Annotated in this window: 23 protein-coding genes; 13 read left to right on the forward strand and 10 right to left on the reverse strand. The window is 61.0% G+C overall.

Annotated elements, in window-relative coordinates:
* Positions 1-59 precede the first annotated feature (59 nt).
* Positions 60-935, forward strand: coding sequence for a diaminopimelate epimerase (gene dapF / locus RE418_RS24010; protein ID WP_060447585.1), 876 nt, complete (start codon positions 60-62; stop codon positions 933-935).
* Here dapF and RE418_RS24015 read toward each other — a convergent pair.
* Together RE418_RS24015 and RE418_RS24020 are read right to left on the reverse strand one after the other, a co-directional pair.
* Positions 910-2,208: an SLC13 family permease gene (locus RE418_RS24015; protein ID WP_043136891.1), complete on the reverse strand. Its 1,299-nt coding sequence runs from the start codon at positions 2,206-2,208 to the stop codon at positions 910-912. The genes dapF and RE418_RS24015 overlap by 26 nt on opposite strands.
* Before the next feature lie 84 nt (positions 2,209-2,292).
* A complete protein-coding gene (locus tag RE418_RS24020) occupies positions 2,293-3,198 on the reverse strand; it encodes a helix-turn-helix domain-containing GNAT family N-acetyltransferase (protein WP_080440167.1) in 906 nt (301 codons plus the stop codon).
* A gap of 481 nt (positions 3,199-3,679) precedes the next feature.
* Between RE418_RS24020 and RE418_RS24025 the strand changes: the two genes are divergently transcribed.
* From RE418_RS24025 to RE418_RS24045, 5 genes are all read left to right on the forward strand, one after another.
* Positions 3,680-4,351 (forward strand): CsgG/HfaB family protein, encoded by a 672-nt coding sequence (locus RE418_RS24025; protein ID WP_016928605.1) that lies wholly within the window; start codon positions 3,680-3,682, stop codon positions 4,349-4,351.
* A gap of 18 nt (positions 4,352-4,369) precedes the next feature.
* Positions 4,370-4,726 (forward strand): DUF4810 domain-containing protein, encoded by a 357-nt coding sequence (locus RE418_RS24030; protein ID WP_089180665.1) that lies wholly within the window; start codon positions 4,370-4,372, stop codon positions 4,724-4,726.
* Positions 4,723-5,379 (forward strand): DUF799 domain-containing protein, encoded by a 657-nt coding sequence (locus tag RE418_RS24035; protein WP_089180664.1) that lies wholly within the window; start codon positions 4,723-4,725, stop codon positions 5,377-5,379. The genes RE418_RS24030 and RE418_RS24035 overlap by 4 nt, the downstream gene beginning before the upstream one ends.
* A 112-nt stretch (positions 5,380-5,491) precedes the next feature.
* Positions 5,492-6,982: an alpha-amylase gene (gene amyA, locus RE418_RS24040; protein ID WP_049203873.1), complete on the forward strand. Its 1,491-nt coding sequence runs from the start codon at positions 5,492-5,494 to the stop codon at positions 6,980-6,982.
* A 120-nt stretch (positions 6,983-7,102) separates the two neighbouring features.
* Positions 7,103-7,951: a PA4780 family RIO1-like protein kinase gene (locus RE418_RS24045; RefSeq protein WP_025302000.1), complete on the forward strand. Its 849-nt coding sequence runs from the start codon at positions 7,103-7,105 to the stop codon at positions 7,949-7,951.
* 9 nt (positions 7,952-7,960) lie between these two features.
* Here RE418_RS24045 and RE418_RS24050 read toward each other — a convergent pair whose 3' ends face one another.
* Positions 7,961-8,179: a hypothetical protein gene (locus RE418_RS24050; protein WP_049203872.1), complete on the reverse strand. Its 219-nt coding sequence runs from the start codon at positions 8,177-8,179 to the stop codon at positions 7,961-7,963.
* Between the two features lie 69 nt (positions 8,180-8,248).
* Between RE418_RS24050 and RE418_RS24055 the strand changes: the two genes are divergently transcribed.
* Positions 8,249-9,076, forward strand: coding sequence for an AraC family transcriptional regulator (locus tag RE418_RS24055; protein ID WP_025301998.1), 828 nt, complete (start codon positions 8,249-8,251; stop codon positions 9,074-9,076).
* Here the strand turns inward: RE418_RS24055 and RE418_RS24060 are convergent.
* From RE418_RS24060 to lsrG, 3 genes are all read right to left on the reverse strand, one after another.
* Entirely contained in the window at positions 9,052-9,642 is a 591-nt protein-coding gene (locus RE418_RS24060; RefSeq protein WP_043136876.1) for a LysE family translocator, read from the reverse strand. The two genes, RE418_RS24055 and RE418_RS24060, sit on opposite strands and share 25 nt — an antisense overlap.
* 83 nt (positions 9,643-9,725) lie before the next feature.
* Positions 9,726-10,631 carry an EamA family transporter gene (locus RE418_RS24065; RefSeq protein WP_025301996.1) on the reverse strand — a complete coding sequence of 302 codons (906 nt, stop codon included), beginning with the start codon at positions 10,629-10,631 and terminating at the stop codon, positions 9,726-9,728.
* An 87-nt stretch (positions 10,632-10,718) separates the two neighbouring features.
* Entirely contained in the window at positions 10,719-11,012 is a 294-nt protein-coding gene (gene lsrG, locus RE418_RS24070) for a (4S)-4-hydroxy-5-phosphonooxypentane-2,3-dione isomerase (protein ID WP_033642299.1), read from the reverse strand.
* 193 nt (positions 11,013-11,205) lie between these two features.
* Here lsrG and lsrK point away from each other — a divergent pair, with 193 nt between their 5' ends.
* The 6 genes from lsrK to RE418_RS24100 all read left to right on the forward strand — a co-directional run bounded on the left by lsrK (position 11,206) and on the right by RE418_RS24100 (position 16,756).
* A complete protein-coding gene (gene lsrK, locus RE418_RS24075) occupies positions 11,206-12,771 on the forward strand; it encodes an autoinducer-2 kinase (protein ID WP_197835260.1) in 1,566 nt (521 codons plus the stop codon).
* 220 nt (positions 12,772-12,991) lie between these two features.
* Entirely contained in the window at positions 12,992-14,176 is a 1,185-nt protein-coding gene (locus RE418_RS24080; RefSeq protein WP_089180663.1) for an MFS transporter, read from the forward strand.
* Positions 14,177-14,235: 59 nt separating this feature from the next.
* Positions 14,236-15,153 carry a LysR family transcriptional regulator gene (locus tag RE418_RS24085; protein WP_043136865.1) on the forward strand — a complete coding sequence of 306 codons (918 nt, stop codon included), beginning with the start codon at positions 14,236-14,238 and terminating at the stop codon, positions 15,151-15,153.
* Between the two features lie 54 nt (positions 15,154-15,207).
* Entirely contained in the window at positions 15,208-15,549 is a 342-nt protein-coding gene (yajD, locus tag RE418_RS24090; protein ID WP_004939576.1) for an HNH nuclease YajD, read from the forward strand.
* A gap of 272 nt (positions 15,550-15,821) precedes the next feature.
* The gene (locus RE418_RS24095; protein WP_025301991.1) at positions 15,822-16,457 is read left to right on the forward strand and encodes an AAA family ATPase; all 636 of its coding nucleotides are present in this window, start codon (positions 15,822-15,824) and stop codon (positions 16,455-16,457) included.
* A complete protein-coding gene (locus RE418_RS24100) occupies positions 16,454-16,756 on the forward strand; it encodes a hypothetical protein (protein WP_025301990.1) in 303 nt (100 codons plus the stop codon). The genes RE418_RS24095 and RE418_RS24100 overlap by 4 nt, the downstream gene beginning before the upstream one ends.
* Positions 16,757-16,794: 38 nt before the next feature.
* On the opposite strand, the gene RE418_RS24105 is transcribed toward RE418_RS24100, so the two are convergent.
* From RE418_RS24105 to RE418_RS24120, 4 genes are read right to left on the reverse strand one after another with little or no spacing between them, the layout of a single operon-like run.
* A complete protein-coding gene (locus RE418_RS24105; protein ID WP_399675645.1) occupies positions 16,795-19,038 on the reverse strand; it encodes a molybdopterin cofactor-binding domain-containing protein in 2,244 nt (747 codons plus the stop codon).
* 2 nt (positions 19,039-19,040) lie between these two features.
* The gene (locus RE418_RS24110; RefSeq protein WP_399675647.1) at positions 19,041-19,493 is read right to left on the reverse strand and encodes a (2Fe-2S)-binding protein; all 453 of its coding nucleotides are present in this window, start codon (positions 19,491-19,493) and stop codon (positions 19,041-19,043) included.
* Between the two features lie 16 nt (positions 19,494-19,509).
* Positions 19,510-20,841, reverse strand: coding sequence for a cytochrome c (locus RE418_RS24115; protein WP_233494384.1), 1,332 nt, complete (start codon positions 20,839-20,841; stop codon positions 19,510-19,512).
* On the reverse strand, positions 20,838-21,362 hold the full coding sequence (locus RE418_RS24120) for a MarR family winged helix-turn-helix transcriptional regulator (protein WP_049208938.1): 525 nt from the start codon (positions 21,360-21,362) through the stop codon (positions 20,838-20,840). The genes RE418_RS24115 and RE418_RS24120 overlap by 4 nt, the downstream gene beginning before the upstream one ends.
* Between the last annotated feature and the right edge of the window lie 35 nt (positions 21,363-21,397).

The following is a 21,397-nucleotide window of genomic DNA, read 5'->3' on the forward strand; positions in this document are numbered from 1 at the left end:
TGACGCCAACGTTCTGTTGTAAGCTGTAGCCACCTTTTCTTGCTGAGCCGAGCAACGCCATGACTCCCCTGCTGTTTCACAAATATCACGGCCTGGGCAACGACTACCTGGTCTGCCATCGTTCGGTCGCCGATCGTCTGAGCCAGGAACAGATCCGCCTGTTGTGCCACCCGCATTACGGCATTGGTTCCGACGGCCTGCTGATCGACAGCGGTGACGCCGTCAATCCCACCCTGCGCATCATCAACCCGGACGGCTCCGAAGCGGAGAAAAGCGGCAACGGCCTGCGTATCTACGCGCGGTATCTGTTCGACAGCGAGCGCGTAGTGCATCAGCCGTTTCTGGTGCACACCGCCGGCGGCGACGTGCGTTGCCAGGTGGCGGAAGACGCGCATCAGATAGCCGTGGAGATGGGGCGCGCCAATTTCAGCCCGGCGGCGCTGCCGGCCTTGATCGATCTGCCGGAGGCGCTGAACTATCCGCTTCCCCTGAAGGAGGAGACGTTAAGCGTTTCGCTGGTGTCGATGGGCAACCCGCACTGCGTGGTGCCGGTGGAAAAACTGGATCTGGCGCAGGTGCATCGGCTGGGACCGCAGATTGAGCGCCATCCGCTGTTCCCGAAACGCACCAATGTACAACTGGTGGAAGTGGTCGATCGCCAGACGCTGCGCATCGGCATCTGGGAGCGCGGCGCCGGCTTTACCCTTGCCTCCGGCAGCAGCAGCTGCGCCGCCGCCAGCGTGATGCGCAAGTTGGGACGAGTCGGCGATCGGGTTAGCGTGCGGATGCCGGGCGGCGAACTGCAGATCGCCTTCAGCGGCGATTTTCAGGTCAGCATGCGCGGGCCGGTGCATAAAATCGCCACCCTGACGCTGGACGAAGATTGTTTTGCCGGCGGTGCGGGGCTGTTTACGGGATCCACCCCAGCAGCCTGAACCACAGATAGTCCAACGGCACCAGCAGCGCAAAGCTGAGCGCGGCCAACAGCAGACACAGCTTTAGCCCTTCACGCGCCGGCACTTTGCCCATCCCCATCGCCACCACGATCGGCGAGGCCTGATACGGCAACAGCGGCGTGGCGTAACCGATCACCTGGGTCATCAGCACCGTCAGCAGCGGCAGGCCGCTGCCTGCGGACAGCGCCTGCGCCAGCGGAGTAAACAGCGCCGGCACGCCGTTGGCGGTCACCACAAAATTCAGCAACGCCGTGATCCCCACCAACGAACCGAATGCGGTAAACGGCTTGCCGTGCAGATCCGGCATCATCGCCAGCAGCGCACCGCCCAACCGATCGCCGAGGCCCGAGTGGCTGACCAACGCGGTCAGCCCCAGGATCCCCGCCACGTAAATACAGGTGCGCACGTTAACGCCGGCGGCGAACTGTTCGCCGTTGAGAAAACCGAGGCGCGGCAGCAGGCAGACGCAGGCCGCCGCCAACCCGATCCAGGCGGGGGCGATGCCGTGCCAGCTGTCGGTCATCCACAGCAGCACCGTAATGCCCAACAGCGCGATCAGTCGCCACTCGGCGGCACTGAGCGGCGTTTGCCCCGCCTCGGCCACCACCGGTTGCGGCCGCGCCCGGAACAGGCCGCAGATGCACAGCGTCAACAATGCGCCTTTGGCCACCCCGAGCACCGGGGCATGCAACAGCAGATAAGAGAGATAAGCGAAGTGGCTGCCGTAGGCGCTTTCCGCCGCACCGCTCATCACCAGGTTGGGCACGTTGGCCGGCAAAATGCTGGCGGAGAGCTGGAAGGTGCCGAACCCCACCGCCAGCGCCAAACCGATGCGGCCGCGCGAGCCTTCCGCCAGGCCGGCGCGCTCGGCCAACGCCATGACGATCGGCATCAGCAGCGTAATCCGCCCCATGTTCGAGGGCATGACAAACGCCAACGCGTAGCTTATTGCCACCACGCCGCCCACCAGGCGCGGCCAGGAACCGGCCAGATGCGGCAAGAGCCGGTTGGCCAGACGATCCGCCAAGCCGGTGCTGCGGATGGCGCTGCCCAACACGAAACCGCTGAGCACCAGCCAGAATGCGGAGGACGCGAAACCGGAAAAGGTCACCGCGGCGGGCGCCAGCTGCAATACCATCACCGCCGCAAAGAACAGCAGCGCGACCAAATACTCCGGCAAGCGGGCGCTGGCCCATAGCGCGATGACCACCAGCGTGACCAGCGCGGACAGCGCCATCGGATCCCCCAACATAGTTTCCTCCCTGATAAAACGTTGTGATTGTTATCAAACGGTTAACAGGGTGACACAAGGCGCAGGCGTTAACCTTGAAACCGCTCACATATCGTCGTTCTGCAGATTTTTCAGCATGCACACATTGCAGCCGTGGTGGCCGGTATTGCCGCGCCGTTCCGTCAACAGCGTGAAACCCAGCGCGTAATACAGCCCAATCGCCTCTTTCAACTGTTCGGTGGTTTCCAGATAGCAATAGCGATACCCTGCCGCCCGCGCCGCCTTCATCGCCTGCACCACCATATAGCGCGCCATGCCCAGCCCGCGCGCGCCGGGCTTGAAAAATAGCTTCTGCAGCTCGCAATAGCCGGGCTCTTCGCCCGCCAGCGGCGCCATGCCGACGCCCCCCACCACCTGCCCGTCCCGCTCCAGCACCCAGTAGCGGCCGCCGTTGTCGCGATACAGGCCGGTCAGCCGATCGAGATCCGGATCGTGCAGGCTGACCCCTTCCATCTTGTCCATGCCGTACTCGCGAAACACATCGCGAATGATCGCCGCCATCGCCGCATCGTCGCGCACGGCGATCGGCCGCACCCGCAGGTTGGCGTCGCGCTGTTTGCGCGCGCTACGCAGCGCCGCGGTCATCTTTTTCATCGCCGCAGTGGTGCTCGCCAGCTCATCGTCATCCAACTGCGCCAGCGCCGCCTGCATAAAACCGTCGGCGTCGCTCTCGATGCCGGCCAGCGCCTTGCCGCCCTGTTTACTCAGCCGATGCAGGTTGTGCCGCTTGTCATCCGGATGATCCACCGTTTCTATCACGCCGGCGGCGACCAGGCTGCGCAGCGCCCGGCTGGCGCTGGCCTTGTCGATGCAAAGTCGGGCCGCCAGCTCGGTGACGCCCAGCGGCTGCTCGCTGACTTCGATCATCAGATGGATCTGCAGCGGCGAAAAGCGCGAGCCGTTGCTCTGCTTGTTCAACATGCCGAATTCTCTGACCAAACTGCGCGCCAATGCCCTGAAATCCCTGATGTTCACAATTGATATCCCCAATTAGCTACCGATAAAAAATGAGATTTAGTTGATAGTGTTACCTAATTCTCACTACCTTAACGGATCATCAAGCCGCCATGAACCCCGGTATAACAGAGGAGCTGATGCAAAACGTTACATCACCCAAAACAATAAACTAATTAATTCAAAAAAATTAGAATAAAAATTCATTAATTTAATGTTTATAAAATAATAAACCAGTTAAAAAACATACAATCGTGAAAAAATCTGAGGGTAAAAGAGAAAATCGATATCAATCCATTGTATTACAATAGGTTACAACAATGTTAATAGCGACATTAATGCCGATATCTTGTTGTAATTTGTTACATATTCATGGCAGGATCGCGGCGTTTCTATAACGGCGACAGCGCTCGTTATATCAACGTCGGGCGCGGGTTGCTCCCGCGCTGTTTTATGCTCATGGATAGATTGCACACCAATGAAAAAATCACTCGCCGTCTGTTCCGTCGCCCTTTCCGTCACTTTGCTGGCAGGCTGCGCGACCGAATCCTCCCGCTCTTTGGAAGTGCCGAAAGTGGCTTCCTACAACACCACTTATCAGGGCCCACGCAGCCCTATCGCCGTCGGTAAATTCGACAACCGCTCCAGCTACATGAATGGCATCTTCTCCGATGGGGTCGATCGGCTGGGCAATCAGTCCAAGACTATCCTGATCACGCATTTGCAGCAGACTGGCCGTTTCAACGTGCTGGATCGCGCCAACATGGAAGAGCTGAAAACTGAAGCCGGCATTAAAGGGAAAGCACAAACGCTGAAAGGCGCCAACTATGTGATTACCGGCGATGTCACCGAATTCGGCCGCAAAGAAGTCGGCGATCATCAGCTGTGGGGCATTTTGGGCCGTGGTAAATCACAGGTCGCTTACGCCAAAGTCAATCTGAACGTGGTGAACGTACAGACCTCAGAAGTCGTCTATTCCTCTCAGGGCGCCGGTGAATACGAACTGTCCAATCGCGAAATTATCGGTTTCGGGGGCACCGCCAGCTACGACTCCACCCTTAACGGCAAGGTACTGGATCTGGCCGTGCGTGAAGCCGTCAATAACCTGGTTACCGGTATCGAAAACGGCGCATGGCGCCCTGCTAACTAACGGACTAGAAGCAGAAAGATGATAACTAAAAAAATGGGCGGGGCGCTGTTTGCAGTGACCCTGCTGGCCGGCTGCGCCGCGCCGAAAACGCTTTACAATTGGGATGGCTACCAAACTTCTCTCTATCAATACTACCAGCAGGAGGGGCAAAGCCCTGAGCAGCAAATCGCTACGCTGAAAGAGATCGTCGAGAAATCCCGCGCCAAGGATAAAGCCGTACCGCCGGGGCTGCATGCGCAACTGGGGCTGCTGTACAACAAAACCGGCAACGACGGACAAGCCATGAGTGAATTCAACACGGAAAAAACGCTGTTCCCGGAATCGGCACCGTTTATGAATTTCCTGATGGCCAAGGATAAGGGGAGCTTTAAATGAAGCGTGTACTCACTTTCCTCAGCGTTGCCGCCACCCTGTTGCTGAGCGGCTGTGCCAAGCAAACGCCTTATGACTATGCGGCATTCCATGAGAGCAAGCCGAAGTCGATCCTGGTCTTGCCGCCGGTTAATCAGTCGCCGGATGTCAAAGCTAGCCACAGCGTGCTCGCCAGTGCAACCTTACCGCTGGCCGAGGCCGGTTACTATGTGCTGCCGGTCGCTGTAGTGGAGGAAACCTTCCTGCAAAACGGTCTAACCAACGCCAACGACATCCGCGCCGTCAGTCCGAAAAAACTGCACCAGATTTTCGGCGCCGACACCGTGCTGTACCTGGATGTCACGCAATACGGTACCAGCTACATGGTGATCAGCAGTGAAACTCGCGTTACCGTAGCCGCTCGCCTGGTTGACCTGCGCAACGGCAAACAGCTGTGGGCCGGTACCGCCACCGCATCCAGCAACGAAGGCAACAACAATTCCGGTGGCCTGCTGGGCATGGTGATCAGCGCCGCGATTTCACAAATCGCGGATACCATCAGCGACAAAGGGTTCGACATTGGCGCCATCGCCAACACTCGCCTCCTGTCGGCAACAGGTCAGAACGGCGCCATTCTTTATGGCCCGCGCTCGCCTCATTACGCCAGCCAGCGTTAAGCAGTCTCTCGGGCGGCCTTCTCGGGCCGCCTATGTCAAACTTGTCCCTTTTGCCAAAAGTAGCCCATGCTTTAACTGCTCCTTTCCTTCTGGCTAACCGGGACGCTGGCTCATGACGAAAAAAACCACCCTGCTGCAATTCTTCCACTGGTACTACCCCGACGGCGGCAAACTGTGGCAGGAGGCCGCCGAGCGCGCCCCGCACCTTGCCGAACTGGGCATCACCGATCTGTGGCTACCCCCCGCCTGCAAGGGCGCTTCCGGCGGCTACTCCGTCGGCTACGACACCTACGATCTGTTCGATCTGGGCGAATTTGACCAGAAAGGCAGCGTGGCCACCAAATACGGCGACAAGGCGGCGCTGGAACATGCCGCCACTACGCTGCGCGAACACGGCGTGGGGGTGATCTACGACGTGGTGTTCAACCACAAGCTCGGCGCGGACGAAAAAGAACAGGTACACGTGTTCAAGGTGGACGCCAACAACCGCAACGACATCGACGACCAGGGCTTCGACGCGCTGGCCTACACCCGCTTCACCTTTCCCGGCCGCCAGGGCGTGCATTCCGAGTTTATCTGGGATTACACATGCTTCAGCGGCGTCGACTACGTTGAGCAGCCGGACGACAAAGGGGTGTTCAAAATCGCCAACGACTATGGCGACGACGGCTGGAACGATCAGGTCGACGACGAAAAAGGCAACTACGACTATCTGATGGGCGCCGACGTGGAGTTCCGCAATGCCGCCGTGACGGAGGAGCTCAAATACTGGGCGCGCTGGCTGTTGGAAAGCCTGCCGTGCGACGGCTTCCGTCTGGACGCCGCCAAACACATTCCCGCCTGGTTCTTCAAAGAGTGGGCGGATCACGTGCGCGACAGCGCGCAGCGCGACCTGTTTATCGTTGCCGAATACTGGTCGCACGATCTCGGCGCGCTGCAACAATACATCGAGTTGGTGGACGGCAAGGTGATGCTGTTCGACGTAGCGCTGCACCTGAAGTTTCATCAGGCGTCGAAACAGGGCGACGGCTTCGACATGGCGCAGATCTTCACCGATACCCTGACCGCCGCCGATCCGGCCCACGCGGTGACGCTGGTCGCCAACCACGATACCCAGCCGCTGCAATCGCTGGAAGCGCCGGTGGAACCCTGGTTCAAACCGCTGGCCTACGCGCTGATCCTGCTGCGTGAACAGGGCGTGCCCTGCGTGTTTTACCCCGATCTGTATGGCGCCAGCTACCGCGACAAAGGGCGCGACGGCGGCGAGTACCAGATTGACATGCCGGCGATCCCGGAGTTGGAGAAGCTGATCGCCGCCCGCCAGCGCTTCGCCAACGGCCCGCAAACCGACTACTTCGACGACAGCCACTGCGTGGCCTTCAGCCGCGCCGGCACCGCCGAGGCCCCCGGCTGCGTGGTGGTACTGACCAACGGCAGCGAGAGCGGCAAGACGGTCGCGCTGGGCGCCGATTTGGCGCACACCGCCTGGCGCGATTTCCTCGGTAACCGCCAGGAGGAAATCACCACCGACGACCAGGGCAGCGCCCATTTCCCGGTCAACGCCGGCAGCGTCAGCGTCTGGGTGCCGACAGGCAGCCTGTGAACGCCCGCCGCCGTGCAATGATGCCGCGGCGGCAAAACTAATGTTTGCCTTTCGGGTCTAACTTACGCTATCAACTGCGCAAGCCATTCACACCGGAGCCTAAATAGGGTACAAGGCTGCATGAAAATTCCAAAACGACTCCAGCCGCTGGTAGATGACGGGTTAATCGACGACGTCATCCGCCGGTTGAAAAGCGGCAAAGAAGCCGACGTGTTTATCGTGCGCTGCGGCGATGAGATCCGCTGCGCCAAAGTGTACAAAGAGGCCGAGAAGCGCAACTTCAAGCAGGCCGTTCACTATCAGGAAGGGCGCAAGGTGCGCAACAGCCGCGACGCGCGCGCCATGAGCAAAGGCTCCAAATTCGGCCGCCAGCAGCAGGAAGAAGCCTGGCAAAACACCGAAGTGGACGCGCTGTATCTGCTGGCCAAGGCCGGGGTGCGGGTGCCGCAGCCGGATATCTGCCTGGACGGCGTGCTGCTGATGGAGCTAATTACCGACGAAGAAGGTCTGGTGGCGCCGCGCCTGAGCGATGTCATCCTGACGCCGGAACAGGCGCGGGCCGATCACGCCCTGATGATGAACTACGCGGTGCGCATGCTGTGCGCCGGGCTGGTGCACGGCGATCTGTCGGAATTCAATGTGCTGATGGATAAAGACGGGCCGGTGATCATCGATCTGCCGCAGGTGGTGGACGCCGCCGCCAACAACCACGCCAAAAGCATGTTCGAGCGCGATATCAACAATTTGGCGGAATATTATGGCCAATTCGCGCCGGAACTGCGCGACAGCCAATACGCCAAAGAGATTTGGGCGCTGTATCAGGAAGGCAATCTGACGCCGGACAGCGCCCTCAGCGGCCGGTTCAGCGAAATCCAGAAGCGCGCCGATGTCGGCTCGGTGCTGGAAGAGATCCAGGCCGCCAGCGAGGAACACCAGCGCCGCATCATGGCGCGCAACGCGGAAGAGTAACGCGCCGCGCTATTCGACGCGAAACACGTCCGGCCGCTGCGGCGTCGCGGCCTCGTGATAAATATCCCCCAGATAGCCGGCGATCTCCTCTTCGTGCAGATCCGCCGGCAGCACGATATCGTGGCTGGGGGCATACTTGCGCTCCGGCAGCGTCACGCGGAACAGCCGCCACTCATCCCCGATGCGCTTCACGCCCAGCAGACGGCCGAACACGTTAAAAATCATCATCCGCCATTCCCCCTCTCGTCGCTTTCAGGCTATAACACTGTGATGCCACCGCAGTGAAAAGGAAAGCGTATGAGTGAAAAAACGCCGCAGTTCTGGCGCGATCCGCAGTTGCCGTTCGTCGAAGCCCGCGCCATCGCGGATGGCCGCCAGGCGTGTTACAGCCTGCACAGCCACGAATTCTTTTCCATCGGTGCCATCACCGGCGGCGTCAGCACCTATGTCAACGGCGAGCGGCGCATGCAGGTTAGCGCCGGCGATCTGGTTGTCATCAACCCGCAGCAGGCGCATGCCTGTAATCCGATCGCCGACCGCCGTTGGTCATACATCATGTTCTATCTCGATCTCGCCTGGATCGGCGCGCTGCAGCAGGAGCTGCTCGGGGGCGAAGGAGAGCGTTTTGTTCCCTTCAGCCAGCCGCACAGCCGCGATCCGGCGCTGTTCCACGGCCTGAATCGGCTTTATGCGCTGCTGACGGATCCGCTGTGCAGCGCGCTGGAAAAACAGATCGCCATGGTGGAGTATTTCAGCGCCCTGCAGCTCGGGCTGGGCAGCGGCCGCCAGCCGGAGACACCGCCGCATGCCCGGCTGGAAGCGGCGGCGGCGTTTATCGACGCGCACTGCACCCGGCCGCTGACGCTGGACGATATTTGCCGCGCCGCCGCGCTCTCGCCCTCTTACCTGATCCGCGCCTTCCGCCAGCGTTACGGCATGACGCCGCACGCCTATCTGGTCAACCGCCGCGTGCAGCACGGCCATCGGCTATTGAAAAGCGGCCTGCCGATCGCCGCGGCCGCCAGCGAAAGCGGCTTTGCCGATCAGGCGCACTTTCAGCGCACCTTCAAACAGCTGCTGGCCGCCACGCCCGGCCAGTATCAAAAACCCTCCGCCAACAGATAGCAGGCGCTGGCCGCCAGCAACGCCGCCATCACGCGGTTGAAACGCTGTACGTTGCGCGCCTGCCTGAGCAGGCCGCGCAGCATCGCACCGACATAGGCCCAGCAGGCCACTGAGGCATAGCAAATCACGAAGTAGAGCCCGGCGAATTGCCACAGCAGCCGGATGTCGCCGTCGCCGACAAAAGCGCCGAGGCTGGCCACCGACGCCAACCATGCCTTGGGATTCAGCCATTGCATCAGCGCGCCGTACCAACAGGAAGGCGCCTGCGCCGCGCCGTTGCCCAGCCTGCCGTCGTCAAACGCCAGCCGGTAGGCCATAAACAGCAGGAAGGCCACGCCGGCCCACTGAATCAAGCGGGTCAGCGCCGGCCACAGGATCAGCAGTTGGTGCATGCCCAATCCCAGCAGTAACAGCAACAGGGTAAACCCCAGCGTGGCGCCGAATACGTGACGCTGGGTCGCGCCAAAGCCGAATTGCGCCCCGGCGCTCAATGCGACGATGTTGACCGGGCCGGGGGTGATGGAGGCCGCCAGCGCGAACGCGGCCATGGAAAGGTAGATATTCATGATGGGCACCTGAGAAAATATTCACAGGTGCCAGAGTGCCGGGCCGCGCCGACAACGTATTGAACAGAATTGCCCTGTTCAATTTAGCGCACGGCGACGGCCCGGCGGCGCGGCAGCCCAAAGGTGTTGACCGCCATGCCGGCCAGCACCAGCAATGCGCCGCCGAACTGCGCCGGCGACAGCGCTTCGTCCAGCAGCAGCCAGGCGGCAAACAGCCCGACCAACGGTACCAGCAGCGTCAACGGCGCGACGCGCCAGGTTTCGTAGCGCCCCAGCAGGCTGCCCCACACAGAATAACCGAACAGCGTGGCGGCGAACGCCAGATAGGCAATCGCCAGCCAGGTGCCGACCTGCACATGGCTCAGGCTGGCGAGCACCACCTGCGGGCCGTCGAACAGCCAGCTGCAGACCAGGAACGGCACGACCGGGATCGGCGCGCTCCACACCACCAGCGACAAAATGTTGCGCTGCGGGAAACCGGCCAGGATCTTCTTGTTGGTCAGGTTGCCCAGCGCCCAGGAAAACGCCGCCGCCAGGGTCAGCAGCAGGCCCGCCAGGGGGACCGCGCCGCTGCCCGGCTTATGCAGGCTGGCCTGCGCCAGCACCAGCATGCCGCCGCTGGCGATAGCAATGCCGACGAAATGGTTGACGCGCAGCTTTTCGCCCATCAGCACGACACCCAACAGCAGGGTGAAAAACACCTGCGCCTGCAGCACCAGTGAGGCCAGCCCCGCCGGCATGCCCACCTTGATGGCGACGAACAAAAACGCGAACTGCGCGAAGCTCATGGTCATGCCGTACAGCAACAGCCATTTCCACGGGATCGTCGGGCGCGGAATAAAGAAGATCGCCGGCAACGCCACCAGCAAAAAGCGCATCCCAGCCAGCAGAAACGGGGGCATGCCCTGTAAACCGAACTTGATGACGACGAAATTCACACCCCAGATCACCACCACCAACAGCGCCAACAGCCGATCGCGCAATGTCATCCTCGCCCCGCTTATCCCATTGAAAATTCGCTTTACCTTGCAGATTACAACCAAACCGGGGACATGGACACCGGCAAACGCCGGCGCTTATTCCGGCATCAGGCCGATAAAGGTGGTTTTCTTGCGCGGGCCGGTCATCAGCGCTTCCAGCTTCTCCACGCACTGCAGGTAATGCGGGGTCTGCTTATGCGCCGCCACCGCCTGCTCGTCGCGATAGGCTTCGTAGATGTAAAACCGCGTCGGAATATGCTCATCCTGCAGCACGTCGAAGCGCAGGTTGCCCGGCTCTTCGATCGCCCCCAGATGATTGGCGCGGAAAACGTCGATAAATTCGTCGATTTTGTCCTGTTTAACGTTGATCTCTACCAATGTGACGTGCATGACAGCTCCTTGTTTGAACGGCGCGCCGTAGCATGGCGCTTTCCAACCATAGGTTCATTCCCGTCGATTGCCCTGCCGCAACGGCAATTTTGCCGCCTGGCTCACAAATCGCACCGGCGATGCCCACCCCACCCCCGGCGAGGGAAGACGGCGGCATCTATAGTTAACACTCCTCCCCCTGAGAGCATAGGCTATGGATAACTACTTGATGGCGCTGGATGCAGGAACAGGCAGCATTCGCGCCGTGATCTTCGATTTGGCGGGTAACCAGATCGCGCACGGCCAGGCGGAGTGGCAACACCTGGCGGTGCCGGGCGTACCCGGCTCAATGGAGTTTGACCTCAACCGCAACTGGCAGCTGGCCTGCCAGTGCATCCGCCAGGCAATGCAACGCGCTGGATTGAGCGCTCAGGCGATCCGCGCGGTGGCCTGCTGCTCGATGCGCGAAGGCATCGTTCTGTACGATCGCAACGGCGTGCCGATCTGGGCCTGTGCCAACGTCGATGCGCGCGCCAGCCATGAGGTCAGTGAACTGAAAGAGCTGCACAACCACGGCTTCGAACGCGAGGTGTATCAATACTCCGGCCAGACGCTGGCGCTGAGCGCCATGCCGCGCCTGCTATGGCTGGCGCACCACCGCCCGGACATCTATCGCCAGGCGGCGACGCTGACCATGATCAGCGACTGGCTGGCCAACATGCTGAGCGGCGAGCTGGCGGTCGATCCTTCCAACGCCGGCACCACCGGCATGCTGGATCTGAGCAGCCGTGACTGGCGGCCGGCGCTGCTCGATATGGCCGGGCTGCGCGCCGATATTCTGTCGCCGGTGAAAGAGACCGGCAGCGTGCTGGGGTGCGTCACCGAACAGGCGGCGCAGGAAAGCGGGCTGCTGCGCGGCACCCCGGTGGTGATGGGCGGCGGCGACGTGCAGCTCGGCAGCCTGGGGCTTGGCATCGTGCGCGCCGGGCAGACGGCGGTGCTCGGCGGCACCTTCTGGCAGCAAATCGTCAACCTGCCGGAGCCGGCCATCGATCCGGAGATGAACATCCGCATCAACCCTCACGTCATTCCCGGCATGGCGCAGGCAGAATCCATCAGCTTCTTTACCGGCCTGACCATGCGCTGGTTCCGCGACGCGTTCTGCGCCGAAGAGAAACTGCTGGCGGAGCGGCTGGGCGTCGATGCCTATAGCCTGCTGGAAGAGATGGCGGCCAGAGTGCCGCCGGGCGCCTACGGCGTGATGCCCATCTTTTCCGACGCCATGCATTTCAAAACCTGGTATCACGCGGCGCCGTCGTTCATCAACATGTCTATCGATCCGGAGCGCTGCAACAAACAGACGCTGTTCCGCGCGCTGGAGGAGAATGCCGCCATCGTCTCCGCCTGCAATCTGGAGCAGATCGCCGCCTTCTCCGGCGTGCAGGCGCGCTCGCTGGTGTTCGCCGGCGGCGGTGCCAAGGGCAAACTGTGGAGCCAGATCCTCAGCGACGTCACCGGGCTGACGGTACGGGTACCGGTGGTGAAAGAGGCCACCGCGCTGGGCTGCGCGATCGCCGCCGGCGTCGGCGCCGGGTTATACGAGTCGCTGGCCGAAACCGGCGAGCGATTGGTGCGCTGGGAGCGCGAGCATCAGCCGGACATGACCCACCACACGCTGTATCAGGAACAGAAAGAAACCTGGCGGCGGGTCTACGCCGATCAGTTGACGCTGGTGGACAACGGCCTGACCACCTCGCTGTGGAAAGCGCCGGGGCTATAAGCGCCACGCGGCATTCGGTCATAACCTTATGCCGTTTTATTCCTTTCTCTTAGGCGCGGCGCGAGCCGCGTTTTCACTCGCCGCCGCGATTGTTTCCCTTCAGAAACAGTGTAACCACCGCAGATGGATTTATCTGCGCCTTCGGCCTGCCGTAGATTGTGACTTTGATCACGCCGCGCCCCGAGAGCGGCCTGCGCATTCACCTGAGACGAGCGGCATTATGCTGAATAATAAAGATAACTCTGCATCATCCCCGTGGCCGGCGATCTTCTCGCTGACGGTCGCCTGTTTTGTCATGGTCACCACCGAGTTCTTGCCGATCGGCCTGCTGACCAACATCGCCCCTTCGCTCGGCGTCAGCACCGGCACCGCCGGGCTGATGGTGACCATGCCCGGCATCGTGGCAGCGGTGGCCGCTCCCGCATTGAGCCTGATTTCCGGCCGTCTGGATCGGCGTTTACTGATGCTGGGGTTGTCGCTGCTGCTGATGGTGTCCAACCTGGTGGCGGCGCTGGCCGTCAACTTCCCGATGATGCTGCTGGGCCGCGTGCTGCTGGGCATCTGCGTCGGCGGTTTCTGGTCGTTCGCCGCCAACTACGGCCGCCATCTGGTGCCGGAAGCCAGCCAGGGCCGCGCCACCGCGCTGATCCTCAGCGGCATCTCGGTCGGCGCGGTGTGCGGCGTGCCGGCCGGGGCGCTGATCGGCGATCTGTTCGGCTGGCGCGCCGCCTTCTTCGGCGGTGCGGCATTGGCGGTCGGCGTGCTGTTGGCGCAGCTGCGTTTGCTGACCTCGGTACCACCGTCCCGGCCGGTCACACCGCGCGATCTGGTACTGCCGCTGCGCCTGCCGATGGCGCGCATCGGCCTGATCGCCATCGTGCTGTTGTTCATCGGCCACTTCGCCGCCTACACCTACCTGCGGCCCCTGCTGCAGCAGGTGTTCGTCCTCAGCCCATCGGCTATCTCACTGCAGCTGTTGGCCTATGGCGCCATCGGCCTGCTGGGCACCTTCCTCGGCGAGCGTCTGGGGGAATACAGCCTGCGCGCCACCTTCATACTGATCGCCGCCATGCTGGCGGGCATTTTGATCGTTTCGCCGCTGCTCAGCGGCCTCGCCGGCGCCACGCTGATGGTGCTGGTATGGGGGCTGGCCTTTGGCGCCGTGCCGGTCTGCGCCACCAACTGGATGTTCGCCGCCGTGCCGCAGGCGCCGGAAGCCGGTCAGGCGCTATTGGTGTGCGTCATCCAGATCGCGCTGGCTTCCGGCGCCCTGCTGGGCGGCGAGGTGGTGGACTGGCAGGGCGTCAGCAGCGCCATGCTGTTCGGCGGCGCGCTGATCCTTTCCGCCACGCTGGTATTCGGCCTCAGCTTGCGCTCCGGCGCGATTGGCGCTAAACAGTGTTAATCATTATCTATCTGCAGAAACATGCCCCGGCCGTCGCCGGGGCATGGCGTTGAGAACCTATGGACCATCATTTGCTCGCTATCCGGGTATTTAACCGCGTGGTGGAAACCGGCGGCTTTACCCGCGCCGCCGAGTCGCTGGGCATGCCGAAAGCGACGGTCACCAAGCTGATCCAGAATCTGGAGGATCACCTGCAGACCAAGCTGTTCCAGCGCACCACCCGCAGCGTGTCGGTCACCCGCGAAGGTGAATGCTATTACCAGAATACGGTGAAATGGCTGGCGGATTTGGAGCAGATGGAAGGCTGCCTGACCGAATCGCAAAGCTCTCCGCAGGGCGTGCTGCGTATCGACACCGGCGGTGGCACCGCACGTCGCTTACTGCTGCCGGCACTGCCCGACTTTCTGGCACGCTATCCGCAGATACAGATCGATCTGAGCGTCGGCGACCGCGTGATCGATCTGATCAGCGACAGCACCGACTGCGTGATCCGCAGCGGTCCGTTGGCCGACTCCAGCCTGATCGCCCGGCGCCTGTTCGATTTGGACTGGGTCAGCTGCGCCACCCCAGCCTACCTGGCGCTTCACGGTACGCCGCGCCACCCGTGCGATCTGGAACAGGGTTTTCCGATGGTGCACTATCGCCACCCGCTTAACGACCGCATCCACCCGCAGCGCTATGCCGAACACGGCAAAGAGATCGCCATTCAACAGCGTTCCCCGGTCAGCATCAATGAAGGCAACGCGCTGCTGGCGGCGAGCCTGGCCGGATTGGGCATCATCCAGATCTATCGGTTTATGGCGCAGCCGCACCTCGACAGCGGCGAGCTGGTCAGTCTGCTGCACGATTGGCAGCCGCCGCCGGAGCAAATGTACGTGGTCTACCCGTCCAATCGCCACCTCAGCGGCAAGCTGCGGGCGTTTATCGACTGGGCGGTGGAGACGTTTGACAACGGCAAGATGAGCCGCACGTTGTAGCCGCACGCAGTGTGGTATTATTTGCCGCATAGCTATTCACGACGGACAACCACCATGGCCTATATCCCCAAAAACTATGCGAAGCTGGAAACCGGCTACCGCGAAAAAGCGCTGAAACTGTTCCCCTGGGTGTGCGGGCGCTGCTCACGCGAATTCGTTTATTCCAACCTGCGCGAACTGACGGTGCACCATATCGATCACGATCACAGCAACAACCCGGAAGACGGCAGCAACTGGGAAATGCTGTGCCTGTATTGTCACGACCACGAGCACTCGAAATACACCGAGGCCGATCAATACGGTTCAACGGTGGTGGCCGGTGAAGACGCTCAGAAAGATATCGGCGTCGCCACCCACAACCCGTTCGCCAACCTGAAGGCGATGATGAAGAAGTAACGCCATCGACAGCTTAATGAGCCACTAACTTATTAAGCTGTTAAATTAACAAAAACTCTCTTCCGTTCCGCCACTTCCCAGAGAATTCCTACTTACCCACCCGGCCGATTCACCGCAAAATAAGCTGCGCAGTTAACAACATACTGGCTTGGCAAGCCGCCGCAGTTGGTGCATATTGTTCGCGAGTTGTTCTTGTTAACCTGTTTGATTATCAACCTAATAAGCATATTAACTTAATAAGTTATCAGCTTAATAACTTGAGAGATGGCAGCATGATTGTCCTGATTGGCTCGCAAAAAGGCGGCGTCGGCAAGTCGACGAAAGCGGTGAACATCGCCGGGTATCTGATTCTTAAGCAAGGCAAGACGGCGATCATCGTCGATGCCGACGACCAGAAGTCGATCATGACCTGGTACAACGACCGTCAGAACGTCGAGGGGCTGCCGCACATTCCGGTGGTGGCCGCGTCGGGTAAAATCAAGGAAACGCTGCTGGAGCTCGATCGCCATTACGACTACGTGATCGTCGACACCGCCGGCCGCGACAGCGCCGAACTGCGCTCCGGCCTGCTGGCCGCCGATCTGTTCCTCTCGCCGCTGCGCCCTTCGCAGATGGATCTCGACACCATTGGCTATCTGTCGGAGATGTTCTCCACCGCGCAGGAATACAACGAGAAGGTCAAAGGCTACATCGTGTTGAACATGTGCCCGACCAATATCTTCATTAATGAAGCCAACGAAGCGGCGCAGGTGCTGAGCGAATACCCGGAGTTCACCCTGGTGAGCAACCGCCTGTGCGACCGCAAGATTTACCGTGACGCCTGGGGTGAAGCCATCACCGTGCACGAGGCGAACAACGAAAAGGCGCAGAGCGAAATTGAATGCCTGGTGAAAGAGGTGATCCTGTGAAAAAACGCACCCCCACCCACCGCATGTCGGAAGACGAATTCATCAACAGCGCCACCTCGCACACGCTGCCGGTCGCGGCGCCCGCGCCAGAAGCCAAACCGGCCGGCCGCAAGCGAACCTATAAGGCGATCTCCGTCAGCCTGACGGACAACCACATTGAGGCTATCGATGAAGTGATCGTGCAGGCGGCGCGCAACGGCATCGTGCGCATCACCCGTTCCGACATCATCAAACTGGCGATCGACGGATTGGCGGAGAAAAGCGAAGCGCAACTGCTGGAACTGCTGAAAAAGCTCTGACCGCACGGCCCGCCGGCTGGCCAAACCGGCGGCTGCCGTTACACCGACGAGAACTCGCGTGGGAACGGCATAGTACGATAGGTTTTGCCGGTGGCCTTATGCAGCGCGCTGGCTATCGCCGGGGCGACCACCGCAGTCGATACTTCCCCGCATCCCTGCGGTGCACGCGCGCTATCGAGCACCACGACCTCCACCTTGGGCATTTCGGCGATCGCGAGCAGCGGATAGCGATCGAAATTCCCTTCCACCACGCCGCCCCGTTCAAAATGCAGCTCGCTGTGCAGACAGGTGGTCAGCGCAAAGCCGATGCCGCCCTCTACGTTGGCACGCACCAGGTTCGGGTTTATCACCTTGCCACAGTCAATCGCACATACCGCGCGCAGCACCCGTAGTCGCCCCCCCTGGATGGCGATTTCAACCACCAAACCGACGTAGGTGGTGAAAGCGTTATTGCGGCCGACCCAAATATTGCACGCCATACCGCGATAAACGCCCGACGGCGGTTCATGCTGCCAATCGGCCGCCGCCGCGGTGGCGTCCAGGACGCGCAACGCTTCCGGGCTGTCCTGCAACAGATGCCGCCGATACGAATATTCGTCCCGGTTGGCCTTATGGCTGAGTTCGCTGATAAAGCTTTCCAAAAAGAACAGGCTGGCGACGCTGCCGACACCGCGCAGATAGCTCAGGGAGATCGGCTGATCGACGATGCCGGCCTCCACCTTCAGGTGTGGGATGCGATACGGCGTGCTGTAAACGCACTCCACCATACTTTCATCCCATCCCCCGGCCTCGTTGACCGTTTCGCGCCGCATTTGCCAGAAGAGAGACTGCCCGGCATAGCGCGCCCACAGCGCCTGCGGATAGTCGTTTTCATCCAACAGCGCCCGATAATGGCTGATACAGGCCGGACGATAGTATTCATGCCGCATGTCGATCTCGCGCGGATAGATCACTTTGACCGGTTTCCCCACCACCCGGGAGGCGGCGGTAGCATGCATCACGGCATCCGGCAGATATTTGCGCCCAAAGCTGCCCCCCAGATAGGTCGTATTCACCACCACATCCGTCGGCTTCAGCCCGAACATTTTCGCCAGAACGTTGCGTACCATGTCCTGGCCCTGGAAAGGGCCCCAGGTTTCGATACGGCCCTCGCCGTAATGGCTGGTGGCATTGCAAGGCTCCAGGGTGGCGTGCGCCACATAAGGTGCGCTGTAACGCGCTTCATGCAAGCGTGAACCTTGTTCAGCGCCACGAATCAACGCAGGCGCCTCGCCGCGATCGACCGCCGGCACCAGCGTATCGCCATCCAGCATCGCCAGATTCTCCGCCGCAATCGCGCTATCGGTCAGCGCTTTTCCTGTGCCCGGCAGCCAGTCGACCTCCAGCAAATCCGCCGCCTTTTTGGCCTGCCAGTAGCTCGCCGCCACCACGATCACCGTATTGAGCGACATATCGTGATCCAATCCGACCATGTTGTTCATCGACCACTGCCGGGTCAGCACCAGATCCACCACGCCCGGCATGGCCCGAATCTGCCGTTCATTGCGCACGGCGACCAGCTTTCCGCTGAGATCGGGCACCATCCAGGGAACGCCGATCAGCATCTCCGGCAAGTCGATATCGATACCGTAAATCGCACTGCCGTCCACTTTCTCCGGCGTATCGACCCGCAACAGCGGCTTGCCAATGACACTCTCTCGCTCTTGCGCCTCACTCTTTAAACCAGGCTGCGGATCCAACGGCAGCTCGGCGGCATAGCGCACCAGATCGCCGTAGGCGACCTTGCGCTGCCCGCCTTTCTCAAGCACCCAGCCTTTCTCCGTGCGGCACTGCGCCGGTGAAAGCGCGAAATGTTTTGCGCCGGCCCGCAGAAAAAAATCTCTCGCCTGTGCGCCGGCCAGCCGGGCACGCTGATAAAATTTGGTCATGGAGGTTGAGGCGGCGACAAACTGTGCGAAAGCCTCGCCCCCGGCAACCTGACGATAAGCGTCACGGCCGGTGACGAATTTCACCGTCACCTGCGCCCAATCGGCATCCATCTCCGCCGCCACCACTTCGGCCAGGCCGGTGTAAATCCCCTGCCCGACCTCACATTGCGACACGCCGATAACGATGCGCCCATCGCGATCGATCCAGATCCAATCGTTCAATTCATGCTGACCGTCCGGTGGCGTCACGTCCTGTGAAACCACGGCCGCCAGGCTGCGCGTCGATATCGGCAGCAGCATGGCGGCCACTGCCAACGCGCTGCCTTTTATCAAGGTTCTGCGGGTGATCGCCATACTCAAGATCCTCCCTTGTCCGCGGCACGGTGCACCGCCGCACGGATCCGGTGGTAGGTGGCGCAGCGGCACAGATTGGTCAGGCCCGCATCTATCTGCCGATCGTCCGGCCTCGGGTGTTCCGCCAGCAGCGCGCTGACCGCCATGATCATGCCTGATTGGCAGTAGCCGCACTGCGGCACATCCTCCGCAATCCAGGCCTGCTGCACCGGATGACGGCGATCGAGGGACAGCCCTTCGATGGTGGTCACCTGCCGATCGCGCACCAATTGCAGCGGATAGCAACATGAACGCACTGCCTTACCGTCGACATGTACCGTACAGGTGCCACAGGCGCCAATACCGCAGCCGAACTTGGTGCCGGTTAACTTAAAATGTTCTCGGATCACCCACAGCAGCGGCGTATCCGGCTCGCCGTTAAATTCGACCGCCTGGCCGTTCAAATTGAACTTCATGCCATCCTCTCTTGGATCAATGCTTCACCCGACGTTTCACCCACGCCCCAATGACGATCAATACCAGCAATACGCCGCCCCAGAACACATAAGGCAATGACGCAATCAACAACGGTTTTTCACCGCCCGCCCGCTGCAGAGCCACTTGCTCCGGCGTTATCCTGACCGCCGGATTGCCGAATTGCTGCAATACGTAATTGCCCAACTCGGCCAGTTGCCGGTCATCCAGGCTATCGGCGAACCCCGGCATCCAGGTCTGCAGCGTCTCCCCCTGGCGCTGCACGCCATGCAGCATCACCATGATCAGGTTATTGGCCTGCTCGCTGCCTACGGTGGAGTTGTGCGTCAAAGAAGGGAAATGGCCGTCGTAAGCCCCCTCGCCGCCCAGGCGATGGCAGCTGGCGCAGGCAGCGGCATACAGCGCCTGCCCAGCAGGGTCGCCTTGGCCGCCTCCCTGATAGTGATAGGCCGCTTTCGTTCCTTGTACGGTGACGATCGGCGGCGTTTGTTTAAGCCAATCGGCGATAGCGTCGAGATCATCGTCACTCAGGAAACGCAGGCTATGCTCCACCGCCTCCGCCATGCCGCCGGCCGCCTGGGCTTTGTCATTGCGCCCGGTACGCAGATACTGCACCAATTCTTCCCGGCTCCAGCCGCCGATGCCGCTCACGGGATCCGAGGTGATATTCGGCGCGATCCAACCGCCTGCCTCCCCGCCCGCCAGGTAGCGATCGTCGCGTTCAGCCATCATCCCATTACGTGGGCTGTGACACGCCGAGCAATGCCCCAACACATCCACCAGATAGCGACCACGCGCCTTCTTCTCGTCTGCATCGACGGGCGTTTTTTTCAGAAACAGCCAGTTCCAGCCGTGGATCGCATAACGCCAGGAAAAAGGGAACCTCAGTTGGGTCTCAGGCACCGCACGATCGACCGGTGCGACCCCGGCCATAAAATAGCGATACAACGCGTGCAGATCGTCATCGCTCAACCCCTGATAAGCGGTATAGGGCATGGCGGGATACAAGGGTTGACCGTCCCGCCGAATGCCCTGCGTTAAGGCGCGGCGAAACTCCGGTTCACTGTAGTCGCCAATGCCGGTTCCTTTGGCGGGCGTGATATTACTGGCGATGATGTCGCCCATCGGCGAAGCGATGGCATAACCGCCGACATAGGGGGCGTCCTGTTGGGCGCTGCCGCGGTGACAAGCCGCGCAATCTGCGGCGGTAGCCAGGTATTTTCCCCGTGCGATGACCTGTTGGTCATTCTGGCTGGCGAAGACCGAGCAGGAGAAGATCCCCAACGCGATAACGCACCGCTGTTGTGCTCTCCGCCAGCGGCCGTTCACGCTTCACCTTCCGGCTTCATCGCCCCCGCTCGCTCCTCCGCCAACAGCGCAAACTCGTCCGGCAACAGATTGTCCTGTTCGAGCATCGCTATCGCGTTATGTTTGATGCCAAACAATACGCGGTAAAAAGCCTCCAGATCGTCGGCCGAAATACCGCTAAGCAGCTTTTGCCGCGCCTGTTGGCTGGAATGATCCAACTGCGCCAGCATCTCCTGCCCGGCCTCGGTCATTCTCACGCCTTTGGCGCGCTTATCTTCGGACAGAGCATCGCGAGCGATAAGCCGATTTTTTTCCAGAAACAGCAGCGCGCGCGACATCGTCGAGACTTCGGCGTTCAAATGCTGCGAAACGTCTTTCAACGTGCAGCCCTCCCCCAAGTCGGCAATCGCACTCAGCGCCAGCCAATGCGGGCGCGTCAGATTGGTCATTTTCACCGACTGGTCCATCGCCGTGCGCCACAGGCGATTGGTCACATCCAGATGGATGCCCAGCGCAGCAGGGAGTTTACGTGGTTGTGGCATATCGGATTGCTCTCGATTATTTATTTGCTTGTGCA

Origin of the sequence: Serratia sp. szju (assembly GCF_044594185.1) — a bacterium.
GTDB classification, from domain to species: Bacteria; Pseudomonadota; Gammaproteobacteria; order Enterobacterales; family Enterobacteriaceae; genus Serratia; species Serratia bockelmannii.

Excerpts from the sequence above, each read along its gene's own strand:
- dapF (WP_060447585.1), top strand. The coding sequence starts at position 60 with ATGACTCCCCTGCTGTTTCACAAATATCACGGCCTGGGCAACGACTAC.
- RE418_RS24110 (WP_399675647.1), bottom strand. The coding sequence starts at position 19,493 with ATGAAGTTCAATTTGAACGGCCAGGCGGTCGAATTTAACGGCGAGCCG.
- RE418_RS24105 (WP_399675645.1), bottom strand. The coding sequence starts at position 19,038 with ATGGCGATCACCCGCAGAACCTTGATAAAAGGCAGCGCGTTGGCAGTG.
- RE418_RS24060 (WP_043136876.1), bottom strand. The coding sequence starts at position 9,642 with ATGAATATCTACCTTTCCATGGCCGCGTTCGCGCTGGCGGCCTCCATC.
- lsrG (WP_033642299.1), bottom strand. The coding sequence starts at position 11,012 with ATGCACGTCACATTGGTAGAGATCAACGTTAAACAGGACAAAATCGAC.
- RE418_RS24045 (WP_025302000.1), top strand. The coding sequence starts at position 7,103 with ATGAAAATTCCAAAACGACTCCAGCCGCTGGTAGATGACGGGTTAATC.
- RE418_RS24050 (WP_049203872.1), bottom strand. The coding sequence starts at position 8,179 with ATGATGATTTTTAACGTGTTCGGCCGTCTGCTGGGCGTGAAGCGCATC.
- RE418_RS24030 (WP_089180665.1), top strand. The coding sequence starts at position 4,370 with ATGATAACTAAAAAAATGGGCGGGGCGCTGTTTGCAGTGACCCTGCTG.
- lsrK (WP_197835260.1), top strand. The coding sequence starts at position 11,206 with ATGGATAACTACTTGATGGCGCTGGATGCAGGAACAGGCAGCATTCGC.
- RE418_RS24120 (WP_049208938.1), bottom strand. The coding sequence starts at position 21,362 with ATGCCACAACCACGTAAACTCCCTGCTGCGCTGGGCATCCATCTGGAT.
- RE418_RS24080 (WP_089180663.1), top strand. The coding sequence starts at position 12,992 with ATGCTGAATAATAAAGATAACTCTGCATCATCCCCGTGGCCGGCGATC.
- RE418_RS24065 (WP_025301996.1), bottom strand. The coding sequence starts at position 10,631 with ATGACATTGCGCGATCGGCTGTTGGCGCTGTTGGTGGTGGTGATCTGG.
- RE418_RS24035 (WP_089180664.1), top strand. The coding sequence starts at position 4,723 with ATGAAGCGTGTACTCACTTTCCTCAGCGTTGCCGCCACCCTGTTGCTG.
- RE418_RS24025 (WP_016928605.1), top strand. The coding sequence starts at position 3,680 with ATGAAAAAATCACTCGCCGTCTGTTCCGTCGCCCTTTCCGTCACTTTG.
- yajD (WP_004939576.1), top strand. The coding sequence starts at position 15,208 with ATGGCCTATATCCCCAAAAACTATGCGAAGCTGGAAACCGGCTACCGC.
- RE418_RS24095 (WP_025301991.1), top strand. The coding sequence starts at position 15,822 with ATGATTGTCCTGATTGGCTCGCAAAAAGGCGGCGTCGGCAAGTCGACG.
- amyA (WP_049203873.1), top strand. The coding sequence starts at position 5,492 with ATGACGAAAAAAACCACCCTGCTGCAATTCTTCCACTGGTACTACCCC.
- RE418_RS24085 (WP_043136865.1), top strand. The coding sequence starts at position 14,236 with ATGGACCATCATTTGCTCGCTATCCGGGTATTTAACCGCGTGGTGGAA.
- RE418_RS24055 (WP_025301998.1), top strand. The coding sequence starts at position 8,249 with ATGAGTGAAAAAACGCCGCAGTTCTGGCGCGATCCGCAGTTGCCGTTC.
- RE418_RS24015 (WP_043136891.1), bottom strand. The coding sequence starts at position 2,208 with ATGTTGGGGGATCCGATGGCGCTGTCCGCGCTGGTCACGCTGGTGGTC.